This window comes from Qipengyuania seohaensis, assembly GCF_002795865.1.
GTDB classification, from domain to species: Bacteria; Pseudomonadota; Alphaproteobacteria; order Sphingomonadales; family Sphingomonadaceae; genus Qipengyuania; species Qipengyuania seohaensis.
On sequence record NZ_CP024920.1, the window covers coordinates 2,380,747 to 2,404,361 of the forward strand.

Here is a 23,615-nt window from a genome sequence, read left to right on the forward strand (position 1 = left end):
CTTTCCAGCCGCCGCACACCCGCGAAGGCACCCGGCAACTCTCCCCTGCACGGCCGGCTTTTGCCGGTCCGAAGAAAGGAAGCTAGCATCATTGTGCAGCGCGTCAAATCGCGCGTTACAGCGCTTCCCCCGCGGCAACGCCGCTGGCCCAGGCCCATTGGAAATTATACCCGCCGAGCCAACCGGTTACGTCGACAGCTTCCCCGATGGCGTAAAGTCCGGGGACTTGCTTCGCCTCCAGAGTTTTCGACGATAATTCGGTGGTCGAGATGCCGCCGACGGTGACTTCGGCCTTGGCGAAGCCTTCCGTGCCATTTGGCCGGAATTCCCACCGCTTGAGCCGTTCGCTAGCAATGCGCAGCGCCTTGTCGGACGCATTGCCGAGCTCGCTCTCCACGCTCAGTTTTTCTGCGAGGATGTCTGCCAGCCTGTCGGGCAGCTCTTCGCGAAGGGCGCTGCGGACTGTGGCCCGGGGCGTTTCCTGCTTGCGCTCGAGCAGCCATTCCGCACCTCTTTCTGGCAGGAAGTCTATCAGGATCGGATCACCCGGCTTCCAGTAGGAGGAGGCCTGCAGGATCGCAGGCCCGGACAGGCCGCGATGCGTGAACAGCGCGGCTTCCGGAAAGCGTCCCTTTCCTGCGCTCGCCACGACCGGGGCCGAAACGCCCGAGATCTCGCGAAACAGAACTTCTTCGCCGCCCAATGTCAGCGGGACCAGGGCAGGGCGCGGCTCGACGATTTTCAGGCCGAATTTACGGGCCAGGTCATAGGCGAAGCCGGTCGCGCCCATCTTCGGTATCGATGGTCCGCCCGTCGCGATGACCAGCGATGCGCCTTGATAGGTTCCCCTGTCGGTGGTGACGGTAAAGCCGTTATCACGCTCGACCGTTCGCACGTCCTCATTGCACCGGACGACCACTTCCCCGCCGAACACGCTTGCCTTGTCGCATTCGGCGAGCAGCATGGCCACGATCTGCTTGGCCGAGCCGTCGCAAAACAGCTGGCCGAGCGTCTTCTCGTGCCATGCGATATCGTAGCTTTCGACCAGTTCGAGGAAATCGCGCGCCGTGTAACGGGCCAGTGCGCTCTTGGCGAAATGCGGATTGGCTGAGAGGTAATTTGCCGGACCAGCGCCGATGTTGGTGAAGTTGCACCGGCCCCCGCCGGAGATGAGGATCTTCTTGCCGGGGCTGTCCGCCTTTTCGAGCACCAGCATCCGCTTGCCGCGCTGGCCGGCTCTCGCCGCGCACATAAGGCCCGCGGCACCTGCGCCGAGGATTATGGCATCGAAGTTGTCCGGCATGGCGGCCTCAGGCTTGTTCTGTCGGCTTCTGGCGCGCGGCAACGAAATACAGGACCGTGCCGACGACTACGAGCACACCGAACATGGTCCACGCCTGCTGGTTCGCATGACTGGCAATCCAGACCGAGGCAGCGAAAGCCAGGACGGCGACAATCAGGTGCAGCGGATTTATCCGCCCTTCGCGATGTTCGATCATCGGCAGTGCCGCGGCCGTTATGACATAGGTCAGCAAGCGCGACAGCGTGCTGGCCGCAGCGAGCGCCAGAAAGCCTCCCCACACGGCGAACAGGGCCGATGCAAAACCGTAGAACAGGATGGAGTTTGCAGGCGTCAGGAAACGCGGGCTGACACGCTCGAACCACTGGGGCAGCATTCCCTGTTCGGCCATGCCGTATGCCATGCGCGGTACGATGATCAGTCCGCCCAAGCTATTGGCGGCGATCGAGAAACCTGCGCCCACGACGATGACAAGTGCGCCCCATTGGCCCATGGCTACCTCCGCCGCTCCTGCGAGCGCGTTCTCATTGGCGCCTTCTTCGGGGCCAATGGTGAGATAGGCCCAGATCACCAGCGCATAGAGAATGGTGACACCCGCCAACACGGTGACCAGGACGCGCGGAATATCCTTCTTCGGATCCCGCACCTCGCCTGCCGGGACGGTCACGCCCTCGAACCCGATGAACGCGTAGAACAGCAGCAAGACGACGGACTCGACCTGGCTGAACTCTGGCAGGACTACCGCCTTGTGCGCGAAGGCTCCGAACATGGCCACCCCGATGATGAGGCCCAGCGGCATGAGCTTCAATGCGGTCAGCAGGCCCAGCGTGTTGACCGAACTGCGCATGCTCAACAGCGTCACGCCCGTCAGTGCAAGGATCGTGACGACTACGGTGGCGGTCGCCGCCGTGCCGTTCTCCAACCATGGGAAGACCGCCGCGAAATAGGCGATCATGACGTGGGTGTTCGCGGCCATCGCGACTGCGCCCGATGCATAGCGACCCCACCCGGCCTGGAAGCCGGCAAAGCTGCCGAAAGCTGCCTTGCCGTAGAGCACCGGTCCGCCGCTACCGTCGAAACGTGCGGCAAGCCACGCGAAGGTGAGCGCCAGCGGCAGGAACATGATCCCGCCGATAACCATCAGCCACGGCGCAAAGCTGCCCACGGCGGCTACCAGCACGGCGGGTAGGGCAAATATTCCCGACCCGATCATTCCGTTGATCTGGAACAGCGAGGTGCCCCAGAAGCCGACCGTACGCGGCGGCGCTATCTTGTTCCCGTCCATACCGACAATCCGTGCCCTCAATGACCTTTGTGCGCAAGCGATTGAGTATGGCGCGTCCACCGCCTATCTCCCTTGTCATGTCGCGTTCGAAGGCCGGTTCCCCCAACGATCCCAGAGGTAAGGAGCGTTTCCACGAGGAACGCGCCACCAAGACCGTGGCCAGCGCGCAGCCGGACCTAGAAGCGGGGATCGCCGCCATTCGCGAGACGGTAAAGACGCTAAAGCCGCGGCCCGGCGTATACCGGATGCTCGATACGCGCGGAGATGTGCTCTATGTCGGGAAAGCCCGCAGCCTGAAGGCGCGCGTTGCCAACTACACCCAGATCAACGGCCTTTCGAACCGCATCGTGCGCATGATCAGCCAGTGCCGTGCGATGGAAATCGTGGTCACCAACTCGGAGGCCGAGGCGCTTCTGCTCGAAGCGCAATTGATCAAGCGTTATCGCCCGCCGTTCAACGTGCTGCTGCGCGACGACAAGAGCTTTCCCTTCATCCTCCTGCGTGCCGACCATGCCTTCCCGCGCATCCAGAAGCATCGCGGCGCGCGGCGGGCCAAGGGCAATTACTACGGTCCCTTCGCCAGCGCAGGTTCGGTCAACAAGACGCTGAACGCGCTTCAGAAACTCTTCCTGTTGCGGAGCTGTACGGACAGCTTCTTCAACAATCGCGACCGGCCCTGCCTGCTCTACCAGATCAAGCGATGCAGCGCGCCGTGTGTCGGCCGCATCGACGAGGAAGGCTACGCGAGCCTTGTGTACGAGGCGAAGGATTTCCTGTCCGGCAAATCCTCCGCCGTGCAGGCCAATATCGAAAAGCAGATGGCGAAGGCTGCCGAAGATCTCGACTTCGAGACCGCGGCGATCCTGCGCGACCGGCTGCGCGCCGCGACATTCATCCAGGGTTCGCAGGCCATCAATGCCAGCGGCGTGGGTGATGCCGATGTTTTCGCGCTGGCGAAGAAGGGCGGCCAGATCGGCGTGCAGGCGTTTTTCATTCGCGGCGGACAGAACTGGGGGCATCGCGCGTTCTTCCCGCGCAATACGGGCGATCTGGAGGAGGCGCAGGTTCTGGCCGATGTGCTGCTCCAGTTCTACGAGGAAGTTCCTCCGCCAAAGACCATCCTGACCGATCGCGAACTGGCGGAGCAGGAGCTTATCGCAGAGGCACTGGCGGAAAAGGCGGGCCATGCCGTCGCCATCTCGATCCCGCAGCGCGGCGATCGCCGCAAGCTGATGCAACAGGCCCAGCGCAACGCGACCGAGGCGCTCGAACGGCGGCTGGCCGAAAGCGGGACCAAGGCTCGCATCCTGCGCGAACTGGCCGAATTCCTCGAGCTGGAAGAAGTGCCGCAGCGTATCGAGATATACGACAACAGCCATATCCAGGGCGACAAGGCGCTGGGTGCGATGGTGGTCGCCGGGCCCGAAGGCTTCGAAAAGGGCCAGTATCGCAAGTTCAACATCAAGACCGCCAAGACCAATGACGATTTCGGCATGATGCGCGAGGTCATGCAGCGCCGCTTCCGCAAGCTGGCCGAAACGGAGCGTGACAACGAGGCTTCTCCGACGGGCAAGGGGCACGAGGCGATCTGGCCCGATCTGCTGCTGATCGATGGCGGCAAGGGACAGGTGTCGAGCGTGATGGCGGTGCTGGAGGATCTGGGAATCGCGGACGATGTTCCGGTCATCGGTATCGCCAAGGGGCCGCATCACGGTCGCGAAGGGCGTGAGGTGTTCCATTTCCCCGACGGGCGCGAAAAGACGCTGCCGGTCAATTCGCAGGTATTGTTCCACGCCCAGAACCTGCGCGACGAAGTGCACCGCTATGCCATCGGCGCCCACCGCGCCAAGCGGAGCCGCGCGATCACCGCTTCGCCATTGGACGAGATCCCGGGCATCGGTCCCGCGCGCAAACGCGCGCTGCTGCTCCACTTCGGCACCGCGGGCAAGGTCAGGGCTGCGGCCCTGGAGGACCTCATGCGTGCGCCGGGCATTAGCGAAGGCGTCGCGCAACAGATCTACGATTTCTACCACGCGGGCGGGTAGGGCTTCCGACTGGACGCGAATTTCGCGAGTTGGTGTCATTCGAGGCGGCGGCCCAAATTTGAGCCAGATCAATGAACGCCGCCGTGCAAGCGCTATCCTGACTGCATCAAATCCGGAAAGCCTCGGTTGCCGGATCAACGCCAAGTGGGAGATTCGCCATGAAGTCCATTCTGTTCAACGCTTTCGCCGACAAGGGCCATGCGCAGCGCCTAGATCTCGCACTCGACCTGGCGCGGGCCTTCGACGGTCATCTCTCGGTACTGAACGCGGTGCCCTATGAGGCCGCTGGCACGATCGATCCCTATGGCGCAGCCTTCGCCGCCATGGTGCCGATCTGGCGCGAAGAAGCGGCCAAGTTGAAGGCAGATACCGAAAACGACCTCGCCAACGAAGGCGTGGCGTGGGACTGGATCGATTGCGCAGGGCCGGTATCGCTCTCGCTCATTCGCCATTCGACCTTGGCCGACCTAATCGTGATCGGCGAGAAGGAGCCGCGTAGCGGCGGCAAATCACCGTCGTTCACGGCCGGTGAGGTGGCGCTGGGCGCGGATTGCCCCGTGCTGGTCCTGCCGGACGAGTGCAAGCGGCTCGACTTCGACAAGACGGCGATTGTCGCCTGGGATGGATCGTCGGAAGCCTCCCACGCCCTGCGCGCTGCGGTTCCCCTTCTGGCGAAGATGAAGGCGGTCTTTCTCGTGACTGTCGGCGAAGGGAAAAAGAGCGACAAGGATTTCGACCTGCCCGCTATTCGCGGCGCCGATTACCTCGCCCGTCACGGTATCGGCTGCGAGATCGTGCAGGTCGCGGCAGACGACAAGGGTATCGCCCACGCGATACAGTCGGCCGCCGATTCGCGTGATGCGGGCCTGATCGTGATGGGCTGCTATGGGCGCCTGCGCCTTGCCGAACGGTTGTTCGGAGGCGTGACGCGCGCCATGCTCACGGATGTGAAGGTGCCACTCCTCCTCAAGCACTGAGTTGGGGAGGAGAGAGCGCAACGGGTCAGCCCTTTGCGGGCTGGCCCGGCTTGCGCTTTCCAGCGAACTTCTTGCCTGCACCCGGACCCTTCTTGAAGGGCTTGCCGGGCTTCTTTCCGCCGGGACCCTTGCCGAAGGGCTTGGGGCGAACGCGCGGGCCACCGCCGCCACCACCGCCGTGTTCACGGCGGTTCTGGCGTGCCTCGATACGGGGTCCGTCGGGCGCCGCTTCGATCAGGATCGCGTCCTGCTCGTCTTCCGGGCTCGCGGTGCGCGCAACGGCATCGGCGAACTTGCCGGCGACGTTATTCGGAATCTGGAACCAGGTTTCGTGCTGGCCCACGCGGATTGCACCGATCTCGTTGCGCGTGATGTGACCACGGCGGCACAGCAGCGGCAGGATCCAGCGCGGTTCCGCATTCTGGCGGCGCCCGACGCCGATCTTGAACCAGGCCACGTCCTCGAAACCGGGGCGGTGGCGTTCGGTCTTGGCCTTTTCGCGCCCCTCGGGCGTGTTGGCGACCAGTTCTTCGGGTTCGGGCAGACGAGCGCGGTGGGTGTTCACCAGCGCGGCAGCGATGTCTTCCGGGGGCATACGCGACAGCAGGTCGGCCGCCATCTCGCGATCTTCATTGCTGAACTCGCGCGGCTCGGTGAGGCGTTCCATCAGGCGGGTGCGATCCTTCTTGCGGATCTGTTCCGGCGAGGGCGCTTCCATCCATTCCGCAGCGATCTGTGCACCGCGCAACATGCCTTCGACCCGGCGACGACGGTTGTAGGGCACGATGATCGCAGCCGTACCCTTCTTGCCCGCACGGCCGGTACGACCGGAGCGGTGCTGCAGGGTTTCCGCATCGCGCGGAATCTCGACATGTATGACGAGGCTCAACGTCGGCAAGTCGATGCCGCGGGCTGCCACGTCCGTGGCAACGCACACGCGCACACGCTTGTCGCGCAGGGCCTGGAGAGCCTGGTTGCGTTCCGATTGCGAATGCTCGCCAGAAAGTGCAACGGCTGCGAACCCGCGCTCTTGGAGCGTTGCGTGGAATCGCCGCACATTGTCGCGTGTCGCGCAGAACAGGATTGCCGTTTCCGCCTCGTGGAAGCGAAGCAGGTTGACGACGGCATTCTCGATCTCGGCAGGGGAGACGGTGATCGCCTGGTAGCTGATGTCCCCGTGACCACGGTCTTCGCCGCGCAGCGAGAGGCGCAGCGCGTCCTGCTGATAGCGTTCGGCGAGGCGCACGATCGGGCCCGGCATGGTAGCCGAAAACAGCAGCGTGCGGCGCGTTTCGGGCGAGGCGTCGAGAATTTCTTCAAGATCGTCGCGGAAGCCCATGTCGAGCATCTCGTCCGCTTCGTCCAGCACGACGCCGATTAGGCCAGAGAGGTCCAACGCGCCGCGTTCGAGGTGGTCGCGCAGACGACCCGGCGTGCCGACGACGATCGCTGGTCCGGCCCGCAGGGCGCGGCGTTCCTTGCTGGCGTCCATTCCGCCGACGCAGGTCGCGATGCGCAGACCTGCCTTGGCATAGAGCCAGCCGAGTTCGCGGCTCACCTGCAGGGCAAGCTCGCGCGTCGGTGCGATAACCAGTGCGAGCGGCTTTTCCACCAGCGACAGATTGCGGGTTTCTTCCAGCAGGGCGTCGGCCAGCGCCAGCCCGAAAGCGACGGTCTTGCCGGAGCCCGTCTGGGCGGAAACGATGAGATCGCGGCCTTTCGCGTCGTCCGCGATCGTGGCGGACTGGACGGGGGTAAGGTCGGTATAGCCGCGCTCGGTCAGCGCTTCGCCGATCATCGGCGGGAGAGTTTCGAAGGACATAAGGCTCACGGGCTTTGGCACATCGATATCTGCGACGTGCGGGGAAACAGGAATCCGGCTGCTCGCGGTCCGTTAAGGCACGTGCGCGAGAGGGAGAGCGCGGCGGAAATTAGAAGCCGTCGGCGCGTTCAGGCGGCCCTATAGCGGGATTCGACCCGTTTGGCTCGTTTTATTTTGCACCTGCGAAATGAAGGGCGCGCTCAGCCTTCGTCCTTGCCCTTTGCGCGCCGGATCACGCCTTCCTGCGCCACGCTGGCGACCAGCTGCCCGTCCCGATTGAAAATCCGGCCACGGTTGAAACCGCGACCGCCACCGGACCACGGGCTGTCCGTTGCGTAGAGTAGCCATTCGTCGGCGCGGGCGGGGCGATGGAACCAGATCGTATGGTCGAGGCTGGCGCCTTTCAGTTCGCCGCGCGCCCACGACAGGCCATGGGGCAGGGCACTTGTGCCGAGCAGCGTGAAATCGCTGGCATAGGCGATCACGGCCCTGTGCAGGGCTGGGTTTTCCTCGATCGGAGGAAGCGGGGCGACTGTGCGGAACCAGCTATGCGCGGCAGGCGGCTTGGGTTCTGCGTTCATCCAGTGCAGCTTGTCGGACGTGCGCATCTCGATGGGGCGCGGGCGCAGCATCAGGGCGCGCTGAACGTCAGAAACCTTGTCCATCGCATCCAGGAAACGTTTCCTCAACTCGCCGTCGGACAACAGGTCTTCGGGCGGGGCGACGTCCGGCATCGGGCTTTCCGCGTGTTCCAGCCCGTCTTCGGGGCGCTGGAAACTGGCGGTGAGGTTCAGGATCGCGCTCGGCGCGTCGTCACCGATCTGCTGGCGCGCGACGACCCTGCGATTGGCGAAGGACCGGCCGTCGAAATCGGCAGCGACCGAATAGTCGATGTCGATGCCCTCGCGTCCGCCGCGCAGGAAATAGGCGTGAAGCGAATGCGCCTCCATCCCCTCCGGCGCGCTGGCCTGCGCTGCCTGGAGGGCCTGCGCGACGACCTGTCCGCCGAATACGCGCCCGATGCCTCCGGGCTGCTGGCGACCTGCGAAATGTCCGTCGCCCTTGTCGGTTACGGTCAACAGGCGGATTAATCCGGCGACGAGGTCTTCTGGGGTCTTGGTATCGGTCACGCAGCGGCTTTGCGTCGGAGCGCGCGCAGGGTCAAGCGCCCCCGGCTCCAAGTCGTCTCAGCACCCGCCAGGCGAGCGACTTGGCACGGTTGCGATGGGGCCACCTGCCCGGCGCTCTCGGAGCCATGCCCCGTCGGCGCAGGACGCCGTTGAAGCAGCGCGCCGCAGCCTCGGCATAGCTCCACTCGCTTCGCCAGGTGATGGAAAGAGAAATCGAACTTGCAGGGCCGTTGCGCACGAAATGGGGCGCCATGACCGGCACATATACCGCCTCCTTGGGCCCCAGTTCGAATTGCCTGCCCGCGTCTATGAGCGCGTCGTTCCAAGGCAATTCGCGCGGGCCGCCCAGGTGATAGCTTTCATGCACAGTGTCCGGCGCGAAACCGGGATCGCCTGCGGGGAACTGCGTCATGACCTTGGTGCCGCTAAGCTGGAGCAGGATATTATGCTCCGGATCGAAATGGTAAGGCGTGACTGCATCCGGGCTGGAAATGAAGATATAGCCCTGCGGGGTCAGCATCCGTCCGGTCCGCGCTTCGATAAATGGCTTCATTTCGTCGAGCAGCCCTTCGAGCAGGTCGCGATATACGGGCACCTGTTCGATATTCTTGAGGACAGCCCAACTGTTGCTGTCGGCAATCCGGCGGATCGTGTCCTGGATAGAGAGGCCGTTGGACGCGGGCTTGCCGTCCACGCCGATCGGCACATCGCCGCGGTTATATTCCACGCTCCCGGCGGGAAGCTGCGACGCCAGTTCGGCCAGGCGGTCGAGGGTCAGTCGCTGCTCGTCTTCCAGATGATGGGTGAGCGTGTGCGGCACCTCGGGGTAGGATCTGGCGAAGACATCCCTGCTTTCATGGTCGAATACCGGAGGCTTCCTGCTGCTCATTGCCTGCCCTCCTGACGCCGTTCCTCGATCCATGCGAGTGCCTCTCCTGCCATTCGGCGCCAACCCGTGCCTACGGGGATCGAATAACAGGCTATCCGCCTGCGTTCGGACCAGATGCGCTCGATCATCGAATGCCCCGGGACGGCGCAGCTGTCGCACCATTCTATACGCTCGTCCTCCAGCAGGGCGAGGTTTTCGAGCTGGAGCTGCAAGCCGGGCGAAAACCTCGCGAAGTCTTCGTCGAAGGTCGTCTTGAACGCGAATGAACCGGGCGGCGTGAGGAAAGTGGCCAGCATGGCGACGGGACGACCGTCGCAGGAGAGGGTCAGCCGTTCCAGCCGGCCAAGAGCTGCCGCATTGGCGAGCGACCTGCCAAACACTTCGCGCGTGCGCGGATCGGCGGCGATGGCGGAACCCGCTTCGCCTTTCCACCCTCGTTCTTCGAGGGCGAGAAACGCCTCCACCCAGCCGTCGATATCCGTGTCCGACCGCTCCCTTGAAAATTCGAGCGTCCCGGTTTCGGCCAGCCGCTTGCGCTGCCGCCGCAATTCCTTGCGCGCCTTCGTGGTCATTGAGTTCGCGAGGTAGGCCTCGGGCGGCAGGCTGCTTTGGAGCAGGGCACGCTGTGCGGAAAAGACCTTTCGCATGGTTCTGCGGGTCCGCTGGCAGGCCTCCTGCAAAGATCCGATCACCGGATCGTCGGGCGAAACCTGTCGCAGGTGAAAGAACAGCGCTCCGTCCGCGTTGCGGTCGATGTGGTCCAGTAGATCCGTCCAGAACTGCGTCTCGTACCCGTCTGCGATCAAAGGTGCGCCGCAGAACATATTGGGGTGCAACCATGCGGCAGCGTGACGTAACGAGCGCCCGTGATAGTCGCCGGATTGCCCGAACGGCATGAGCGCGCGCAGATGACCGGCCTCTACCAGAATGGCGAGCGCGACCTGGCCACTTGGATCGAAAGCCTTGAGGGAGGGCAGAAGAAACCAGCGCTCGAAAAACGGATTCGGCGATACGGCGCTTCCGGCAAGAGAATGCCACGCGTCCTCGGGCAAGCGGGCGTTTGCGTCCTTCCACGAGATGCAATGGAAGCCGTCGGGCAGTGGGCATGGGAAAAGGGCAGCGGACGAGCAGTCCGAGCGTTTGCCAAGCTCCTGCATATTTCCGGCCCCGTCGCAGTGCGCAGTTCCGACCCTGATGTAAGGTCTAGCGCCATCGTGCGGCGATGCAAACCACGATGCCCACACGGAAAAGGGCGGCGACACCCTGAGATGCCGCCGCCCTTTGTAGCGTCAATGATCTTACGGATCAGCCAGCTGCGAGTGCTGCGAGGAGCAGCAGTGCAACGATATTGGTGATCTTGATCATCGGGTTCACGGCCGGGCCCGCGGTATCCTTGTAGGGATCGCCCACGGTGTCGCCGGTCACGGCAGCCTTGTGGGCTTCGGAGCCCTTGCCGCCGTGATTGCCGTCTTCGATGTACTTCTTGGCGTTATCCCACGCACCGCCGCCGGCGGTCATGGAAAGCGCCACGAAGATACCGCCGATGATCACGCCGAGGAGCAATGCACCCACCGCAGCAAAGGCGTTCTCCTGGCCTGCAAGGAACAGGATGGAGAAGTAGACCACGATCGGTGCCAGAAGCGGAAGCATCGAAGGCAGGATCATTTCCTTGATCGCGGCCTTGGTCACGAGGTCGACCGTACGCGCGTAGTTTGGCTTGCTGGTGCCGGCCATGATGCCTGCATCGGCTGCGAACTGCTCGCGCACGTCCTTCACCACGTCGCCGGCCGCGCGGCCCACGGCGGTCATGCCCATCGCACCGAAGAGGTACGGGAGCAGTGCGCCGAGAAGCAGGCCGACGATGACATACGGGTTCTCGAGGCTGAAATCGACGTCAGCATCCGGGAACAGCTTCGCAAGGTCGGTCGTGTAGGCGGCGAACAGCACCAGCGCGCCGAGGCCCGCCGAACCGATTGCATAGCCCTTGGTCACGGCCTTGGTGGTGTTGCCCACTGCATCGAGCATGTCGGTCTTTTCGCGAACGCTTTCGTCGAGACCGGCCATTTCCGCGATGCCGCCTGCGTTGTCCGTCACCGGGCCATAGGCGTCGAGTGCCACGACCATACCCGCCAAAGCCAGCATTGCGGTGGCGGCATAGGCGATGCCCATGAGCCCGGCGAGCTGGAAGGTGGCGATGATGCCGGCGACGATCACCAGCGTCGGAAGTGCGGTCGATTCAAGGCTGATGGCGAGGCCCTGGATCACATTGGTGCCGTGACCCGTTTCCGAGCTCTTGGCGATCGAGCGGACCGGACGATAGTTCGTGCCGGTGTAATACTCGGTGATCCAGATGATGAGGCCGGTGATCGCGAGGCCGATCAGCGAGCACCAGAACAGGTCCATGCCGGTAAATCCGACGACCTGAGCTGCCGTGCCTTCTTCAGCCAGCGGAGCGCCCGGGTCGATGCCTGCGACAGCGCCGCCGATTTCCGTTCCCATACCGCCAAGCGCATAGCTGATGACGACATAGATGAGCGGAATGGCGAGGACTGCCGAGACGATGAAGCCCTTGTACATCGCGCCCATCACGTTCGTGCTGCCCTTGCCGAGCTTCACGAAATAGGTGCCGATGATGCTGGTCACGATGCACGCGCCGCCGATCAGCAGGGGCAGTGCCATCATGGGCAGCAGCAGGTCGCCCAGAACCTCGCTAAAGAGCAGCGCGGTCAGGACCATTGTGACACCGACCGTTACGACATAGGTTTCGAACAAGTCGGCAGCCATGCCGGCGCAGTCGCCCACGTTGTCGCCCACGTTGTCGGCAATCACGGCCGGGTTGCGTGGATCGTCTTCGGGGATGCCTGCTTCGACTTTGCCGACGAGATCGGCGCCGACGTCTGCGGCCTTGGTGAAGATACCGCCGCCCAGACGCGCGAAGATCGAGATCAGCGAAGCGCCGAAGGCGAGACCGACGAGGCCGTAGACCACTTCGTCGCTATCGGCAGCGAAACCGCCCGGACCGACGAGGTACCAGAAGAACACCGCGATCGAAAGCAGGGCGAGGCCTGCCACGAGCATGCCGGTGATGGCGCCAGCGCGGAATGCGAGGGTAAGGCCCTGCTGCAGTCCGCTCTGCGCGGCAGCGGCCGTGCGAACGTTGGCCCGCACCGAGATGTTCATGCCGATGAAGCCTGCAACGCCCGACAGGACGGCGCCGATCAGGAAGCCGACGGCCGGCCACAGGCCGAGGAACACGAACACCAGCACGGCGACGACGACGCCGACCATGGCGATGGTGGTGTACTGACGCTTCAGATAGGCTTGCGCACCCTCCTGGATGGCGCCTGCGATTTCCTGCATTCTTTCATTGCCGGCACCCGAATTGAGCACCTGGCGGCTGGTGACGAAGCCGTACACGACGGCCAGCAGTCCCAGCGCAATTGCTATGAGAACTAAGTCCACGAAAATTTCCCCTCCCGTTTTATGTTTATGCTTCTCGACCTTGGGAGACGTCGGAGCACGTGGGCGAGAGGTATAAGGGTCATGTCTTGCGTGACAAGGCCCGAAATGGCGGCAAACGGCGGGTTGTGCCCCGCTATCCGGCAATATCAGTGCGTGTAGCCGAGATCGCCCGTTGGCGGCTCATTGTCGAGCAGGACATCATGGTCCGCCCGCGCCCTGACTTCGCCGACGCAAGTGACGGCTAGCGTCTCGTCGAGACCGGCCGGTCCGGTGCACAGCAGAACGTAGTCGTCGCCCCACCGGATTGCCTCATCCAGGCGGCCTTCCGGGGCCAGACCCGAGAGCGGAACACTGTCGAATGATAGCGTCACACCGCTTGCCCGGGCGATCCGCGATGCGTCCAGCAGCAGGCCGTCGGAGACATCCATCATCGCTGAGACGTGCGGTGCGAGATCTTGCCCGAGTTCGAGCTGGGGCTGGGGGCGACGATAGGCGCTATCGTCCTGATCGGTGTCGTCGCGCAGGGCTTCGAGACCGAGCATGGCGTATCCGATCCTGCCGGACAGGTAGACCTTGTCCCCGGGTCTCGCCCCGCCACGCGACGGGACGGGTCGATGGGTCGCCCGCCCGATCGCGGTACAGCCCCAAACGCGCTGGCCATCTCCGCGAACGGTGTCTCCACCCAGGAGCGGCACGTCGTATCTCGCCAGGATTTCGCCAAGGCCGGTTACGAAGCGATGATCGTCCGTTCCCAGCATGTGCGAGATCAGGACGCCGACGGGCTTTGCGCCTTTCGCGGCGAGGTCCGACAAGTTCACCGCAACCAGCTTCCACGCGACATCGGCAGGGTCCTGCCCCGCCAACGTGTGGACGCCCTCGATCATTGTGTCGTGGGTGAGGACGAGGGTTTCGTCCCCGAATTCCAGAATTGCGGCATCGTCTTCAAGGCCGCGTGCGGCCGGCGATGTCGCCAGCGCCTTCAACGCGTCGATGAAGCCCGCTTCGTTCAGCGTCCCGTCTCTTTCGCAACCGCGTCGAGGATGCCGTTGACGAACTTGGCCTCGCGATCGTCGAAGAATGCCTTGGCGACATCGACGTATTCGCTGATCGAAGCGGCCTTGGGCACGTCGACACGGGCCAGCAGTTCGTATGTGCCGGCACGCAGGATCTGGAGCATGGTCTTGTCGAGGCGTGCGAGCGTCCAGCCGGAGGCAAGGCGCGCGGTCAGGAGGTCGTCGATCTCTTCGCGGCGGGCGTCGACTCCCTTCACGACATCGTCGAAGAACGCGACATCGGCGTCGGCGTATTCCTCGTCCTCGATCACCTTGCCGAGACGGTGCTGGTGGAATTCGTCGAGCAGGCGGATGGTGGAGGTGCCCTCCATCTGCTGCTGGTAGAGTGCCTGCACGGCGCCGAGACGGGCGGCGCTACGGGCCTGGGAGCGGGGGGCTGTGTTCACTTGAGCCTCTTGGAAATGGAAAGAGCGTGGGCGGGAAGCCCTTCGGCCTCGGCCAGGCGAACGGCGGCAGGACCGATCGCGGCGAGGGCATCGGGCGTAGCGCCGATGAAGCTGGTGCGTTTCATGAAATCGAGCACGGAGAGGCCGCTCGCGAAACGGGCGCGGCGTCCGGTCGGAAGGACGTGGTTGGGACCGGCGATATAGTCGCCGACCGCCTCGGGCGTGTTGCGCCCAAGGAAAACGCTGCCGGCATGGCGGAGCTTCGCGAACAGGGGTTCGGGATCGTCGACCGCGATTTCGACATGCTCGGCAGCCAGCCGGTCCGCAAGCGGGATCGCATCGTCGAGCGTGTCGACGATGACGACGAGCCCGTGATCGTCCCAACTCTGCCTGGCGGTCTTGGCCGTCGGCAATTTCATGAAGGCGAGGTCGATCGCATCGCTCACCTGCGCGGCGAAAGCGGCATCGTCGGTGATGAGGATCGACTGGCTGGTCGGATCGTGCTCCGCCTGGCTCAACAGGTCTGCGGCGATCCAGTCGGGATCGTTCTTGCCGTCCGCAATGACGAGGATTTCGCTGGGTCCGGCAACCATGTCGATGCCGACCACGCCATAAAGCTGGCGTTTGGCCTCGGCGACCCAGGCGTTGCCCGGGCCGGTGATGACGTCGACCCGCTCGATCCGCTCGGTGCCGTAAGCAAGAGCGGCGACAGCCTGTGCGCCGCCAACACGCCAGATTTCATCGATGCCTGCCACATGGGCTGCGGCGAGGACCAGTTCGTTCACTTCGCCCTTCGGCGTGGGGGTGGTCACGACCAGCCGGTCGACACCCGCAACCTTGGCGGGGATCGCATTCATCAGCAGCGATGAGGGATAGGCTGCGCGTCCGCCGGGGACGTACAGCCCCGCCGCCTCGACAGCCGACCAGCGCGCACCAAGGCGCATGCCGATGCTATCGGTATAGTCGCGATCTTCGGGAAGCTGGCCCTCATGATAGGCGCGAATGCGTGTCGCCGCCGTTTCCAGCGCGTCGCGAAGTTCGGCATCAATGGCGTGATAGGCTTTTTCGCATGCTTGCTTGGAAATCGACCAGTCGCCATCGCTCGACAGGTTATGGCCGTCGAAGCGCTTGGTGTATTCCACCAGCGCCTTGTCGCCGCTTTCGCGTACTTCGCTGAGAATGCCAGCAACGTCGCGGCCGACCTGCGCATCGCTTTCGCGCCGGTCGCGCACGACGCGGGCGAACTTCGCCTCGAAATCGGCATCGGTGGTACGCAGCAACAACATCAGGCCGCGTCCCGCTGTTCGCTGTCGGCGCGGAAGGCCTCGACCAGTTCGGCAACGCGCGGATCGGTCTTGAGCGCGGCACGGTTGACGATCAGCCGCGCGGAAATGTCCATGATGTGGCTGGATTCCACGAGTCCGTTTTCACGCAGGGTAGTGCCCGTCGAAACGAGGTCGACGATCCGTCCGGCAAGGCCAAGCTCGGGCGCGATTTCCATTGCGCCGTTCAGCTTCACGCATTCCGCCTGAATTCCCATCCGCTCGAAATGGCGGCGGGTGATATTGGGATATTTGGTCGCAACGCGCAGGTGGCTGGCGCCGTTCGTCGCGCTCGCACCTTTGGGTTCGGCGACAGCGAGATGGCAATGGCCGATATCGAGATCGACGGGTGCGTAGAGCTCTGCATAATCGAACTCTTCTATTACATCAGAGCCTACAATGCCCATCTGAGCAGCGCCGTGGGCTACAAAGGTAGCCACATCGAACGCGCGTACACGGATCAGTCGCATGTCCTCGCGCGTGGTGGCGAAGGTGAGCGAGCGGTTGCTCTTGTCGTGAAAGCCATCCTCGGGCACCACTCCGGCGCGCGCCATCACGGGCAACGCCTCGTCGAGAATGCGCCCCTTGGGCACGGCGAAGGTCAGTCCACTATTCATTGCGTGGCGCAAATAGGGGCGCAGGCAGGAAAGGGCAACGCATATGACCGCTGGCGGTGTAATGGATATCGTTTCGGTCCCCGAAGCTATCGAGTGGCAGGCGACGCATGCCGAACAGGCGGGCGCTCCCGGGACGGCGCAAGTTGTCCGCGCGCTCCTGGCGCTGGAAGATAGCGAGGCGGCAACCGCGCGCAGGATTTTCGCGTGGCAGGGATTGAGCCTGCGCGATGCGATGCCGCTCAGGATTACCGGAGGCATTCACAACCTCCTCCTCACCGGTGACGAACCGCGACTGGAGGCGCTTTACGCCGGGCGCATGCCGTCGCAATCCGATGCCGACGCCCTCATTCGCGAGCTGGTAGAGACCCACGATACGCGGCTACTCCCATGGCTCGACGGGCCGCCGCAAACCAATGAGGCGGGGCGCTCTTCAAGCTTCGCCGCAGCTCTGCTCTGGCTGGCGGACGGGCGGACTTCGGCGCAGTTCGAATGGCTTGAGATCGGCGCGAGCGCGGGGATCAACACGATGATGGGTCGCTATAGATATGAGTTGGGCGATGTGCATGTCGGCCCCCAAGGCAGCCCCATGATCATCACTCCGGAGTGGCGCGGCAAAGCCCCTCCGAATACTGGTTACACCCTCGTAACGGCGCGCGGAAGCGACATCGCCCCCGTCGATCTGACGGATAGAGCCGAGGCCTTGCGGCTCAAGAGCTTCGTCTGGCCCGAGGCGACGGGACGCATGGCACGCATCGATGCAGCGATCATGCTCGCCGAGGACGAGCCGCCGCATATCGACCGGATGGATGCCGGCCAGTGGGTGAAAGCGGAATTGGCGAAGCCTCAGGACAAAGGCGTGACGCGCGTTCTCGCCCATTCCATCATGTGGCAATACCTGCCCGACGCTACGCAGGACCTGATCGAAGAGGCCATGCAGGAGGCGGGGGCGCGAGCGAGCGCAAACAAGCCTTTTGCCCACATTTCGCTTGAAACCAATCGCGAGACTTTCGCCCACGAATTGCATGTTCGCTACTGGCCCGGTGGAGGCGAGGCGGTGCACCTCGCGAATGCCCATCCGCACGGTGCTTGGGTGGATTGGCTGGGCGGCTAATCCGTCTGTGCCAGGAAAGCGTCCATTGCCGCATTTACCGCATCGGGCGCTTCCCACGGCACGAAATGACCGCAATCGGGCACTTCGACGAGAGTCAACTTCTCGACATACTTGCCTAATTCTGCCGTGTTTTCAGGCGGAAGGGCGAGATCGTCCTGCGCCCAGATAACCAAGGTCGGTATCGTAAGCTTGGGTAGCTCGGGCGGCGACCAGCCTTCGGGCGTTTCGTAAGGCGCATCGAGCGGCGGGATGTCGATCGGACTTGCGCGATACCATTTCAGCATCGCAAAAGCCGTCTCGCGGTCCTGCCAGTCTTTCAGCAGGATAGCGCGTTCTTCGGGCTCCATCTTGTCGGGTGCATCCCAGTTGATCTGGTCCTGCAGGATGCCGAACAGGCCGTGCTCTCTTACCAGCTCGTCCTTGGCCGGATCGCGGAAGCCGCGCATATACTGGCTTGCTTCTCGCTGGACGGGCGATGTGTAGAGCAGTTTCTGGAAGACGGCGTGATGCGGGGCATTGGCGATGACCGCGCGGGGGACGCGGCCCATCTGTTCGCCAGCCATGGCGACACCCCATGCAATCGCACCGCCCCAGTCGTGACCGACAATTGTGAACTCGCCGATCCCGAGTGCGTCGGCGAGCAGGAACACATCGCCGACCAGCTTGTCCGGCGTATAGTCCTCTACCTTTTCGGGGGTGCTCGATCCGCGGTAGCCGCGCTGGTCGGGCGCCACGCAGCGGAAGCGATCCTCGAAATGCGCGATCTGGTTGCGCCAGGTACGGTGGTTCTCCGGAAAGCCATGCAGGAAGATCAGAGCAGGGGCATCGGTTGGCCCGGTATCGACGACGTCGAGTTCGATGCCATTCGCCAGCGCGACGCGCTTTTGTGGCCAGTTCATCACTCTTCCGCCTGCATTTTTTCCATGTAGCCGGACGCGACCATCGCCGCGACCTGGTCGAACAGCGCGTCGGGCGTGCGGCGCATCTCGCCCATCGCTTCTTCCATCCCATCAGCGACAATTATCTCGCGCTGTCCCTCGGCCACCGCATCGACGATCCGCCGGGCGGCATCTTCGGGACGGATTCCATTGTCGATCACCTTGTCGCTGCGGCCGCGCTTGCTGCCATCGGAGGTCAGGGCGTTGCGGCTGACATCGGTAGCAACCGATCCGGGACACACGACATGGACGCCGATATCGCTGCGGGACAATTCACCGCGCAAAGCATCGGCATAGCCGATCAGCCCGTGTTTCGCTGCGCAATAGGCGGTGCGCATGGGCACGCCGACCTTGCCGGCGATCGAGGAGATGAACAGGAGATGCCCGTCGCCGCGTTCGGCGAAATGCGGTAGCAGTGCCTGTGTCGCGGCGATCTGCGCGGTCAGGTCGATTTCGATAATGTCGCGGTAGACCTGCATCGAAGTCTGGACCGCGGGGCTGCGCTGCGAAATGCCCGCATTGGCAACGAAGATATCGACACTGCCCTTCCAGCCGATTGCCTGCTCTGTCGCGGCTTGCATCGCCGCTTCGTCGCGGACGTCGAACGGGAGGATGAGCGTGTCGGTGTCGAGTCCGGAGGCGACCTCTGCCAGGCGCCCCTCGTCCCGCCCGGAAAGTACCACGTTTGCGCCGCGACCTGACCAGTCGCGTGCGAGTGCAGCACCGATGCCGCTACTGGCGCCGGTAATCCAGGCAGTTTTTCCCTCGAAACTCATCTGTGTCCCTCCTCAAGGATAGGTGACGGTCTTGGGTGCACCGTCGGGCAATTCGATCCGCTCTTCGCTGTCTCCGGGTACGACCGGAAAGCGGCCCTCGCGCCAATCTTCCTTGGCCTGCTGGATCCTCTCGCGGCTGGAACTGACGAAATTCCACCAGGCATGGCGATTGCTGCTGAAAGCTTCACCGCCCATCAGCATCACGCGCGCACCCGATTTGCTTTCGAGCGTCATGTCACGGCCGGGCTGGAGGACGTTGAGCGTATATTTTTCCAGCGGGTGTCCATCTACGCTCGCCTCTCCGCCGACCAACATGAGGGCCCGTTCGTCGGCGTCTTCTTCGATCGGTATCGCCCCGCCGGCCTCCAGTACGATCTCGGCATAGATCGTTTCCGCATAGGTCGTTGTTGGCGCGCGTTCGCCCCACAATTCGCCCATGATGACGATGGCCTTGGCGCGGCCGTCTTCGACGATCGGCAAGTCCTTGCGTTCTTCGAAAGCGGGATCGATCTCCTCGCGGCCATCCGGCAGAGCAAGCCAGGTTTGCATCCCGTAGAGCTTGGGTCCGGCTTTGCGCTCTTCTTCCGGAGAGCGTTCGGAGTGAACGATGCCCTTGCCTGCAGTCATCAGGTTCACCTGCCCCGGACGGATAGTCGAGAAGCTACCCAGGCTGTCGCGATGGTCGATCGCGCCTTCGAACAGCCAGGTGACCGTCGCAAGGTTGATGTGCGGGTGCGGGCGCACGTCCATGCCGCTGCCGAGATCGAGCTGGGAGGGGCCGAACTGGTCGACGAAAATAAAGGGGCCGACCATGCTGCGTTTCTTGGCGGGGAGAACCCGTCGGACCTCGAACTGGCCGAGATCGTGGGTCGTCGGCTGAAGCGTAAGGTCGATCTGGCTCATGGCGGCTCCCCTTAGCTGGTCGGTGCAGATGCCTGGATGGATAGGGCGTGGACGCGCTCGCCCGGGATATCGCCCAGCGCCTTATTCACCATGCGCTGGCGTTCGACGCGGCTCTTTTCGGAAAAGGCGGGAGCCTCGATCACCACGGTGAAGTGGGATTCGCCGCTACCGTCGTCGCCCGCGTGGCCGTGGTGCTTGGCACTGTCGTTGATCACTTCGAGGCGCGTCGGCGCGAATGCGTCCGTCAAAAGCCGTTCCATCTCCTGTTGAACCGGGCCTGCCATCGGATCGTTTCTCCTTTTCGCCTCTTTCCATACAGGGATTCGCTCCCCATCCTAGAACGAATGCGCCAGACAAAGTTTCACGGAAGATATGAAGACACCGGAAGAGTGTGCGAACACCCGACTTGCAGGGAGGCAGGAGAGTTTCGTGCTCCGGGCGGGGCAGGGCATGGCTTCGACGGGCCGGGCAGGTGGCGCTGGATGTGCCTGGATCACGTGCGTGAATTCAACGCCGGGTACGATTGGTTCGAAGGCATGACGGCGGAGGAAATCCTCGACGCGCAGGGCCCTGCCAGCGGCTGGCGAACCGAAAGTCCCAGCTTCAGGCCGACTGCGGGCGTGGACGGCATGCCGCGCTGGGCGGATTACGACGACCCGCTCGAAGCGATCTCGGCGCGGGCCAACGGATTCAAGAGCAAGGCCCGGCGCCAGGCGGAAATGGCGATGGACGGCCGGTTCAGCCGGGAGGAGGCAGAGGCGCTCGACACCATGGGTCTTGGCCTCGACGTGGATCGAAAGGTCCTGCGGCGGCGGTATTCGGAGCTCGTCCGACGCTACCATCCAGACCGGAACGGCGGTGATCGCGGATACGAGACGCGGCTCAACAGGGTCGTCGAAGCCTACCAGACGCTGCGTAAGAGCAGGGCGATCGCCTAACCCTGCTGCTGCGACACCAGTTGCATGTCGATCGCCTTGGCTTCCTTGTAGGCAGGCCTTTCGCGTAGTCGCTGCGCATAGGCCTCGAATACAGGCCGCTCGGGAATTGTGCCGAATTGCAATCCCCAGTCGACCTGGCTGCCGACATAGACATCAGCCATGGTGAAGCGATCTCCGCATACATAGTCGCGGTCCGCCATGAGCGTGTCGAAGGTGTCCATCGCCCGCTCGTAGCTGCCGAACCCGAGCATGCCCTGCTTCTGCGGATCGTCGACGCTCCAGCCCATGCTGTTGGCGATCACCGCCTGCTCGACCGGACCTGCGGCAAAGAACAGACGGCGGAAATAGGCGGCTTTCTCATGCGGCTCGGGCAAAAGCCCCGCTTCGGGATGCATCTCGGCGAGGTAATGACAGATCGCTGCCGCCTCGGTGACGGTATGGATGTGGTCGCCGTGATGGTGGACGAGCGTGGGAACCTTGCCGAGCGGATTGGCCTTAAGGAAAGCTTCCGACTTGGCGGCCCATTCGACCAGTTCCGTGTCGTAATCCGCACCAACCTCGTGCAGTGCCCAGCGCGCAATCTGACCGCGGCTCATCGGATTGGTGAAGAAGGTGTATTCGGCCATGTCTCGTCTCCTCGGCCCGAACTGTAGCAAGCCCCCACGGCAAATGCGCGTCAATTTTGGCGGAAGGCCCATCGTAGTGTCTTGCCTACGCCCCAAGTGGCCGCTCGGGCTGGGAGTGCCCCGATGCCAGGTCTTTCGAGGCCGAGCATCGAGCGAGCAAAGGGAGGAAGCAGCGCCACCGCTTCTGCACCGAGCATTGACTGGACGGCAGGCGGTGCCCCTTCCGGTCGCTGCGTGAGAACCAGATCGGCGATCTCGCGTGCCTTAGGCGATGTTGCGAGATCGCTGCGCAGTTCGCGGAATATCTGCTCGGCCTCGCGCCGGTCGATCGGGATCGGATCCGCGCCGAGTGCGCGGGCGATGACGGCGAACTGGCGATAGTATTCGTCCTGCTCGCTGCCCGGCATGTCTGGACGGACATGACGCAAATAGGCCGCCAGGAAGCTAGTGGCTTCGGCAACGTGGACCCAGGCGAGAGTGCGCGGATCGCTGGCGGAATAGGGCGAACCGTCGGGCAGGGTGCCGCCAACCGCTGCATGGATCCGGTTGACCCGCTCTATCGCCACCTGCGCATCGTCGCGGTGACCGAAGGTCGTGACCGCGATGAAGCGCGCAGTGCGCCTCAGCCGGCCATGCATGTCGGAGCGGAAATTGGAATGATCGAGGACACCCTGCAGCGCGTGCGGATGGAGCATCTGCAACAGCAAACCGCGGATCCCGCCGACCATCATGCCCACGATGTCCGCGTGCACCATGCGTATGGGCGTATCTTTATCGAACAGGGCATCATCCGAAACCGGGACCGGCTGTTCCCCGCCTTCGACATCGTTGAACACGCCGCGCACGCGCTCGACGAGCTTCATGCGGATGCGTTCTGAAAGCGGGTCTTGGGGCATTGCTGGCCAATATAGGCTTGGCTCGGCCAAGATAAATCCCTACCTCGCCCCTGCGATGAACGAGATGACCGACAAGACCTTCGACGCGGCTGCCAAAACCGTCCTTCCCGCACCCGATATCGAGGTGGATGTCCGCGAGACATTCGGCATCGACATCGACTGGAAAGTACCGGCGTTTTCCAAGCCTGACGAACGCACGCCTGACCTGGACGAAAGCTATGTGTTCGATCCGGACACGACGCTCGCCATCCTCGCGGGCTTCGCGCACGATCGCCGCGTGATGGTACAGGGCTATCACGGCACGGGTAAGTCCACCCACATCGAACAGGTCGCAGCCCGCCTCAACTGGCCTTGCATCCGCATCAACCTCGATGCGCATATCAGCCGTATCGACCTCGTCGGCCGCGATGCCATCGTGCTGCGCGACGGATTGCAGGTGACCGAATTTCGCGAAGGCCTGCTTCCCTGGGCGCTGCAGCACCCCGTCGCGCTGGTGTTCGACGAATATGACGCTGGCCGCCCGGACGTGATGTTCGTGATCCAGCGCGTGCTCGAACAGCAGGGCAAGCTCACGTTGCTCGACCAGAACCGCGTGATCCGCCCGGACCCGAACTTCCGCCTGTTCGCCACGGCCAACACGGTCGGCCTCGGCGATACGAGTGGCCTCTATCACGGCACGCAGGCGATCAACCAGGGCCAGATGGACCGCTGGAACATCGTGGTGGGCCTCAACTACCTGCCCGCCGAAACCGAGCAGAAGATCGTCGAGGCGAAGAACCCCGACATCGATCCCAAGATCCTCGCCGACATGATCAAGGTCGCCGACCTGTCGCGCCAGGGTTTCATCAATGGCGATATCTCGACCGTGATGAGCCCGCGTACGGTGATCACCTGGGCGCAGAATTACGCCATCTTCAAGGATGTCGGCTTTGCCTTCCGCCTCTCGTTCCTCAACAAATGCGACGAGGAAGAGCGCATGCTGGTGGCCGAATACTACCAGCGCGTGTTCGGCGAAGACCTGCCCGAAAGCGTGGTCGGGAAGAGTTAAGGTTGAGCCCCCTATGAATGACTGTGTTATTTGTGTAGCACAGTAGGTCATGGGCGTACTCGATTCCATCT

General features: G+C 63.4%; 22 protein-coding genes. 5 read left to right on the forward strand and 17 right to left on the reverse strand.

All coding sequences use genetic code 11. The annotated features are described in order from the left end of the window. Window positions 1-115: 115 nt before the first annotated feature. Both CVE41_RS11690 and CVE41_RS11695 read right to left on the reverse strand, forming a co-directional pair. Window positions 116-1,303 (reverse strand): BaiN/RdsA family NAD(P)/FAD-dependent oxidoreductase, encoded by a 1,188-nt coding sequence (locus CVE41_RS11690; RefSeq protein ID WP_100260813.1) that lies wholly within the window; start codon window positions 1,301-1,303, stop codon window positions 116-118. Between the two features lie 7 nt (window positions 1,304-1,310). Further along, complete coding sequence (locus tag CVE41_RS11695; protein WP_100260814.1) at window positions 1,311-2,585, reverse strand: APC family permease; 1,275 nt, start codon at window positions 2,583-2,585, stop codon at window positions 1,311-1,313. A 77-nt stretch (window positions 2,586-2,662) separates the two neighbouring features. Here CVE41_RS11695 and uvrC point away from each other — a divergent pair, with 77 nt between their 5' ends. Further along, window positions 2,663-4,630, forward strand: coding sequence for an excinuclease ABC subunit UvrC (gene uvrC / locus CVE41_RS11700; RefSeq protein WP_198507659.1), 1,968 nt, complete (start codon window positions 2,663-2,665; stop codon window positions 4,628-4,630). A gap of 158 nt (window positions 4,631-4,788) precedes the next feature. Continuing rightward, a complete protein-coding gene (locus CVE41_RS11705; protein ID WP_100260815.1) occupies window positions 4,789-5,607 on the forward strand; it encodes a universal stress protein in 819 nt (272 codons plus the stop codon). 25 nt (window positions 5,608-5,632) lie between these two features. On the opposite strand, the gene CVE41_RS11710 is transcribed toward CVE41_RS11705, so the two are convergent. The 9 genes from CVE41_RS11710 to hisG form a co-directional block, all read right to left on the reverse strand. After that, window positions 5,633-7,429 (reverse strand): DEAD/DEAH box helicase, encoded by a 1,797-nt coding sequence (locus tag CVE41_RS11710; RefSeq protein ID WP_100260816.1) that lies wholly within the window; start codon window positions 7,427-7,429, stop codon window positions 5,633-5,635. A 200-nt stretch (window positions 7,430-7,629) separates the two neighbouring features. Beyond that, window positions 7,630-8,559, reverse strand: a complete 930-nt coding sequence (locus CVE41_RS11715; RefSeq protein WP_100260817.1) for an acyl-CoA thioesterase — start codon at window positions 8,557-8,559, stop codon at window positions 7,630-7,632. A gap of 31 nt (window positions 8,560-8,590) precedes the next feature. Further along, window positions 8,591-9,448 (reverse strand): transcriptional regulator, encoded by an 858-nt coding sequence (locus tag CVE41_RS11720; protein WP_100260818.1) that lies wholly within the window; start codon window positions 9,446-9,448, stop codon window positions 8,591-8,593. Continuing rightward, window positions 9,445-10,605 (reverse strand): GNAT family N-acetyltransferase, encoded by a 1,161-nt coding sequence (locus CVE41_RS11725; RefSeq protein WP_100260819.1) that lies wholly within the window; start codon window positions 10,603-10,605, stop codon window positions 9,445-9,447. The genes CVE41_RS11720 and CVE41_RS11725 overlap by 4 nt, the downstream gene beginning before the upstream one ends. Before the next feature lie 148 nt (window positions 10,606-10,753). Beyond that, window positions 10,754-12,910 carry a sodium-translocating pyrophosphatase gene (locus CVE41_RS11730; protein WP_100260820.1) on the reverse strand — a complete coding sequence of 719 codons (2,157 nt, stop codon included), beginning with the start codon at window positions 12,908-12,910 and terminating at the stop codon, window positions 10,754-10,756. Between the two features lie 146 nt (window positions 12,911-13,056). After that, window positions 13,057-13,893 carry a thiamine-phosphate kinase gene (gene thiL / locus CVE41_RS11735; protein ID WP_100260821.1) on the reverse strand — a complete coding sequence of 279 codons (837 nt, stop codon included), beginning with the start codon at window positions 13,891-13,893 and terminating at the stop codon, window positions 13,057-13,059. Between the two features lie 23 nt (window positions 13,894-13,916). Continuing rightward, window positions 13,917-14,369, reverse strand: a complete 453-nt coding sequence (gene nusB / locus CVE41_RS11740; protein WP_100260822.1) for a transcription antitermination factor NusB — start codon at window positions 14,367-14,369, stop codon at window positions 13,917-13,919. Next, window positions 14,366-15,655 (reverse strand): histidinol dehydrogenase, encoded by a 1,290-nt coding sequence (hisD, locus tag CVE41_RS11745; RefSeq protein WP_100260823.1) that lies wholly within the window; start codon window positions 15,653-15,655, stop codon window positions 14,366-14,368. The genes nusB and hisD overlap by 4 nt, the downstream gene beginning before the upstream one ends. Then, entirely contained in the window at window positions 15,655-16,308 is a 654-nt protein-coding gene (gene hisG / locus CVE41_RS11750; RefSeq protein WP_100260824.1) for an ATP phosphoribosyltransferase, read from the reverse strand. The genes hisD and hisG overlap by 1 nt, the downstream gene beginning before the upstream one ends. A gap of 43 nt (window positions 16,309-16,351) precedes the next feature. Here hisG and CVE41_RS11755 point away from each other — a divergent pair, with 43 nt between their 5' ends. Continuing rightward, entirely contained in the window at window positions 16,352-17,419 is a 1,068-nt protein-coding gene (locus CVE41_RS11755; RefSeq protein ID WP_100260825.1) for a DUF2332 domain-containing protein, read from the forward strand. Here the strand turns inward: CVE41_RS11755 and CVE41_RS11760 are convergent. Genes CVE41_RS11760 through CVE41_RS11775 form a run of 4 tightly spaced genes read right to left on the reverse strand, consistent with a single transcriptional unit; the run spans window position 17,416 to window position 20,320 of the window. Further along, complete coding sequence (locus CVE41_RS11760) at window positions 17,416-18,318, reverse strand: alpha/beta fold hydrolase (RefSeq protein WP_100260826.1); 903 nt, start codon at window positions 18,316-18,318, stop codon at window positions 17,416-17,418. The two genes, CVE41_RS11755 and CVE41_RS11760, sit on opposite strands and share 4 nt — an antisense overlap. Further along, window positions 18,318-19,133 carry an SDR family NAD(P)-dependent oxidoreductase gene (locus tag CVE41_RS11765; protein WP_100260827.1) on the reverse strand — a complete coding sequence of 272 codons (816 nt, stop codon included), beginning with the start codon at window positions 19,131-19,133 and terminating at the stop codon, window positions 18,318-18,320. The genes CVE41_RS11760 and CVE41_RS11765 overlap by 1 nt, the downstream gene beginning before the upstream one ends. A gap of 12 nt (window positions 19,134-19,145) precedes the next feature. Then, window positions 19,146-20,036: a pirin family protein gene (locus tag CVE41_RS11770; protein ID WP_100260828.1), complete on the reverse strand. Its 891-nt coding sequence runs from the start codon at window positions 20,034-20,036 to the stop codon at window positions 19,146-19,148. A gap of 11 nt (window positions 20,037-20,047) precedes the next feature. After that, window positions 20,048-20,320 carry a BolA family protein gene (locus tag CVE41_RS11775; RefSeq protein ID WP_100260829.1) on the reverse strand — a complete coding sequence of 91 codons (273 nt, stop codon included), beginning with the start codon at window positions 20,318-20,320 and terminating at the stop codon, window positions 20,048-20,050. A 60-nt stretch (window positions 20,321-20,380) separates the two neighbouring features. Between CVE41_RS11775 and CVE41_RS11780 the strand changes: the two genes are divergently transcribed. Beyond that, complete coding sequence (locus CVE41_RS11780) at window positions 20,381-20,974, forward strand: J domain-containing protein (protein ID WP_100260830.1); 594 nt, start codon at window positions 20,381-20,383, stop codon at window positions 20,972-20,974. Here CVE41_RS11780 and CVE41_RS11785 read toward each other — a convergent pair. Next, window positions 20,971-21,600 (reverse strand): glutathione S-transferase family protein, encoded by a 630-nt coding sequence (locus tag CVE41_RS11785; RefSeq protein WP_100260831.1) that lies wholly within the window; start codon window positions 21,598-21,600, stop codon window positions 20,971-20,973. The two genes, CVE41_RS11780 and CVE41_RS11785, sit on opposite strands and share 4 nt — an antisense overlap. Before the next feature lie 50 nt (window positions 21,601-21,650). Continuing rightward, window positions 21,651-22,496, reverse strand: a complete 846-nt coding sequence (locus tag CVE41_RS11790; protein ID WP_100260832.1) for an oxygenase MpaB family protein — start codon at window positions 22,494-22,496, stop codon at window positions 21,651-21,653. A gap of 55 nt (window positions 22,497-22,551) precedes the next feature. Here CVE41_RS11790 and CVE41_RS11795 point away from each other — a divergent pair, with 55 nt between their 5' ends. After that, window positions 22,552-23,544, forward strand: a complete 993-nt coding sequence (locus CVE41_RS11795) for an AAA family ATPase (RefSeq protein ID WP_100260833.1) — start codon at window positions 22,552-22,554, stop codon at window positions 23,542-23,544. The last annotated feature ends 71 nt before the right edge of the window (window positions 23,545-23,615 follow it).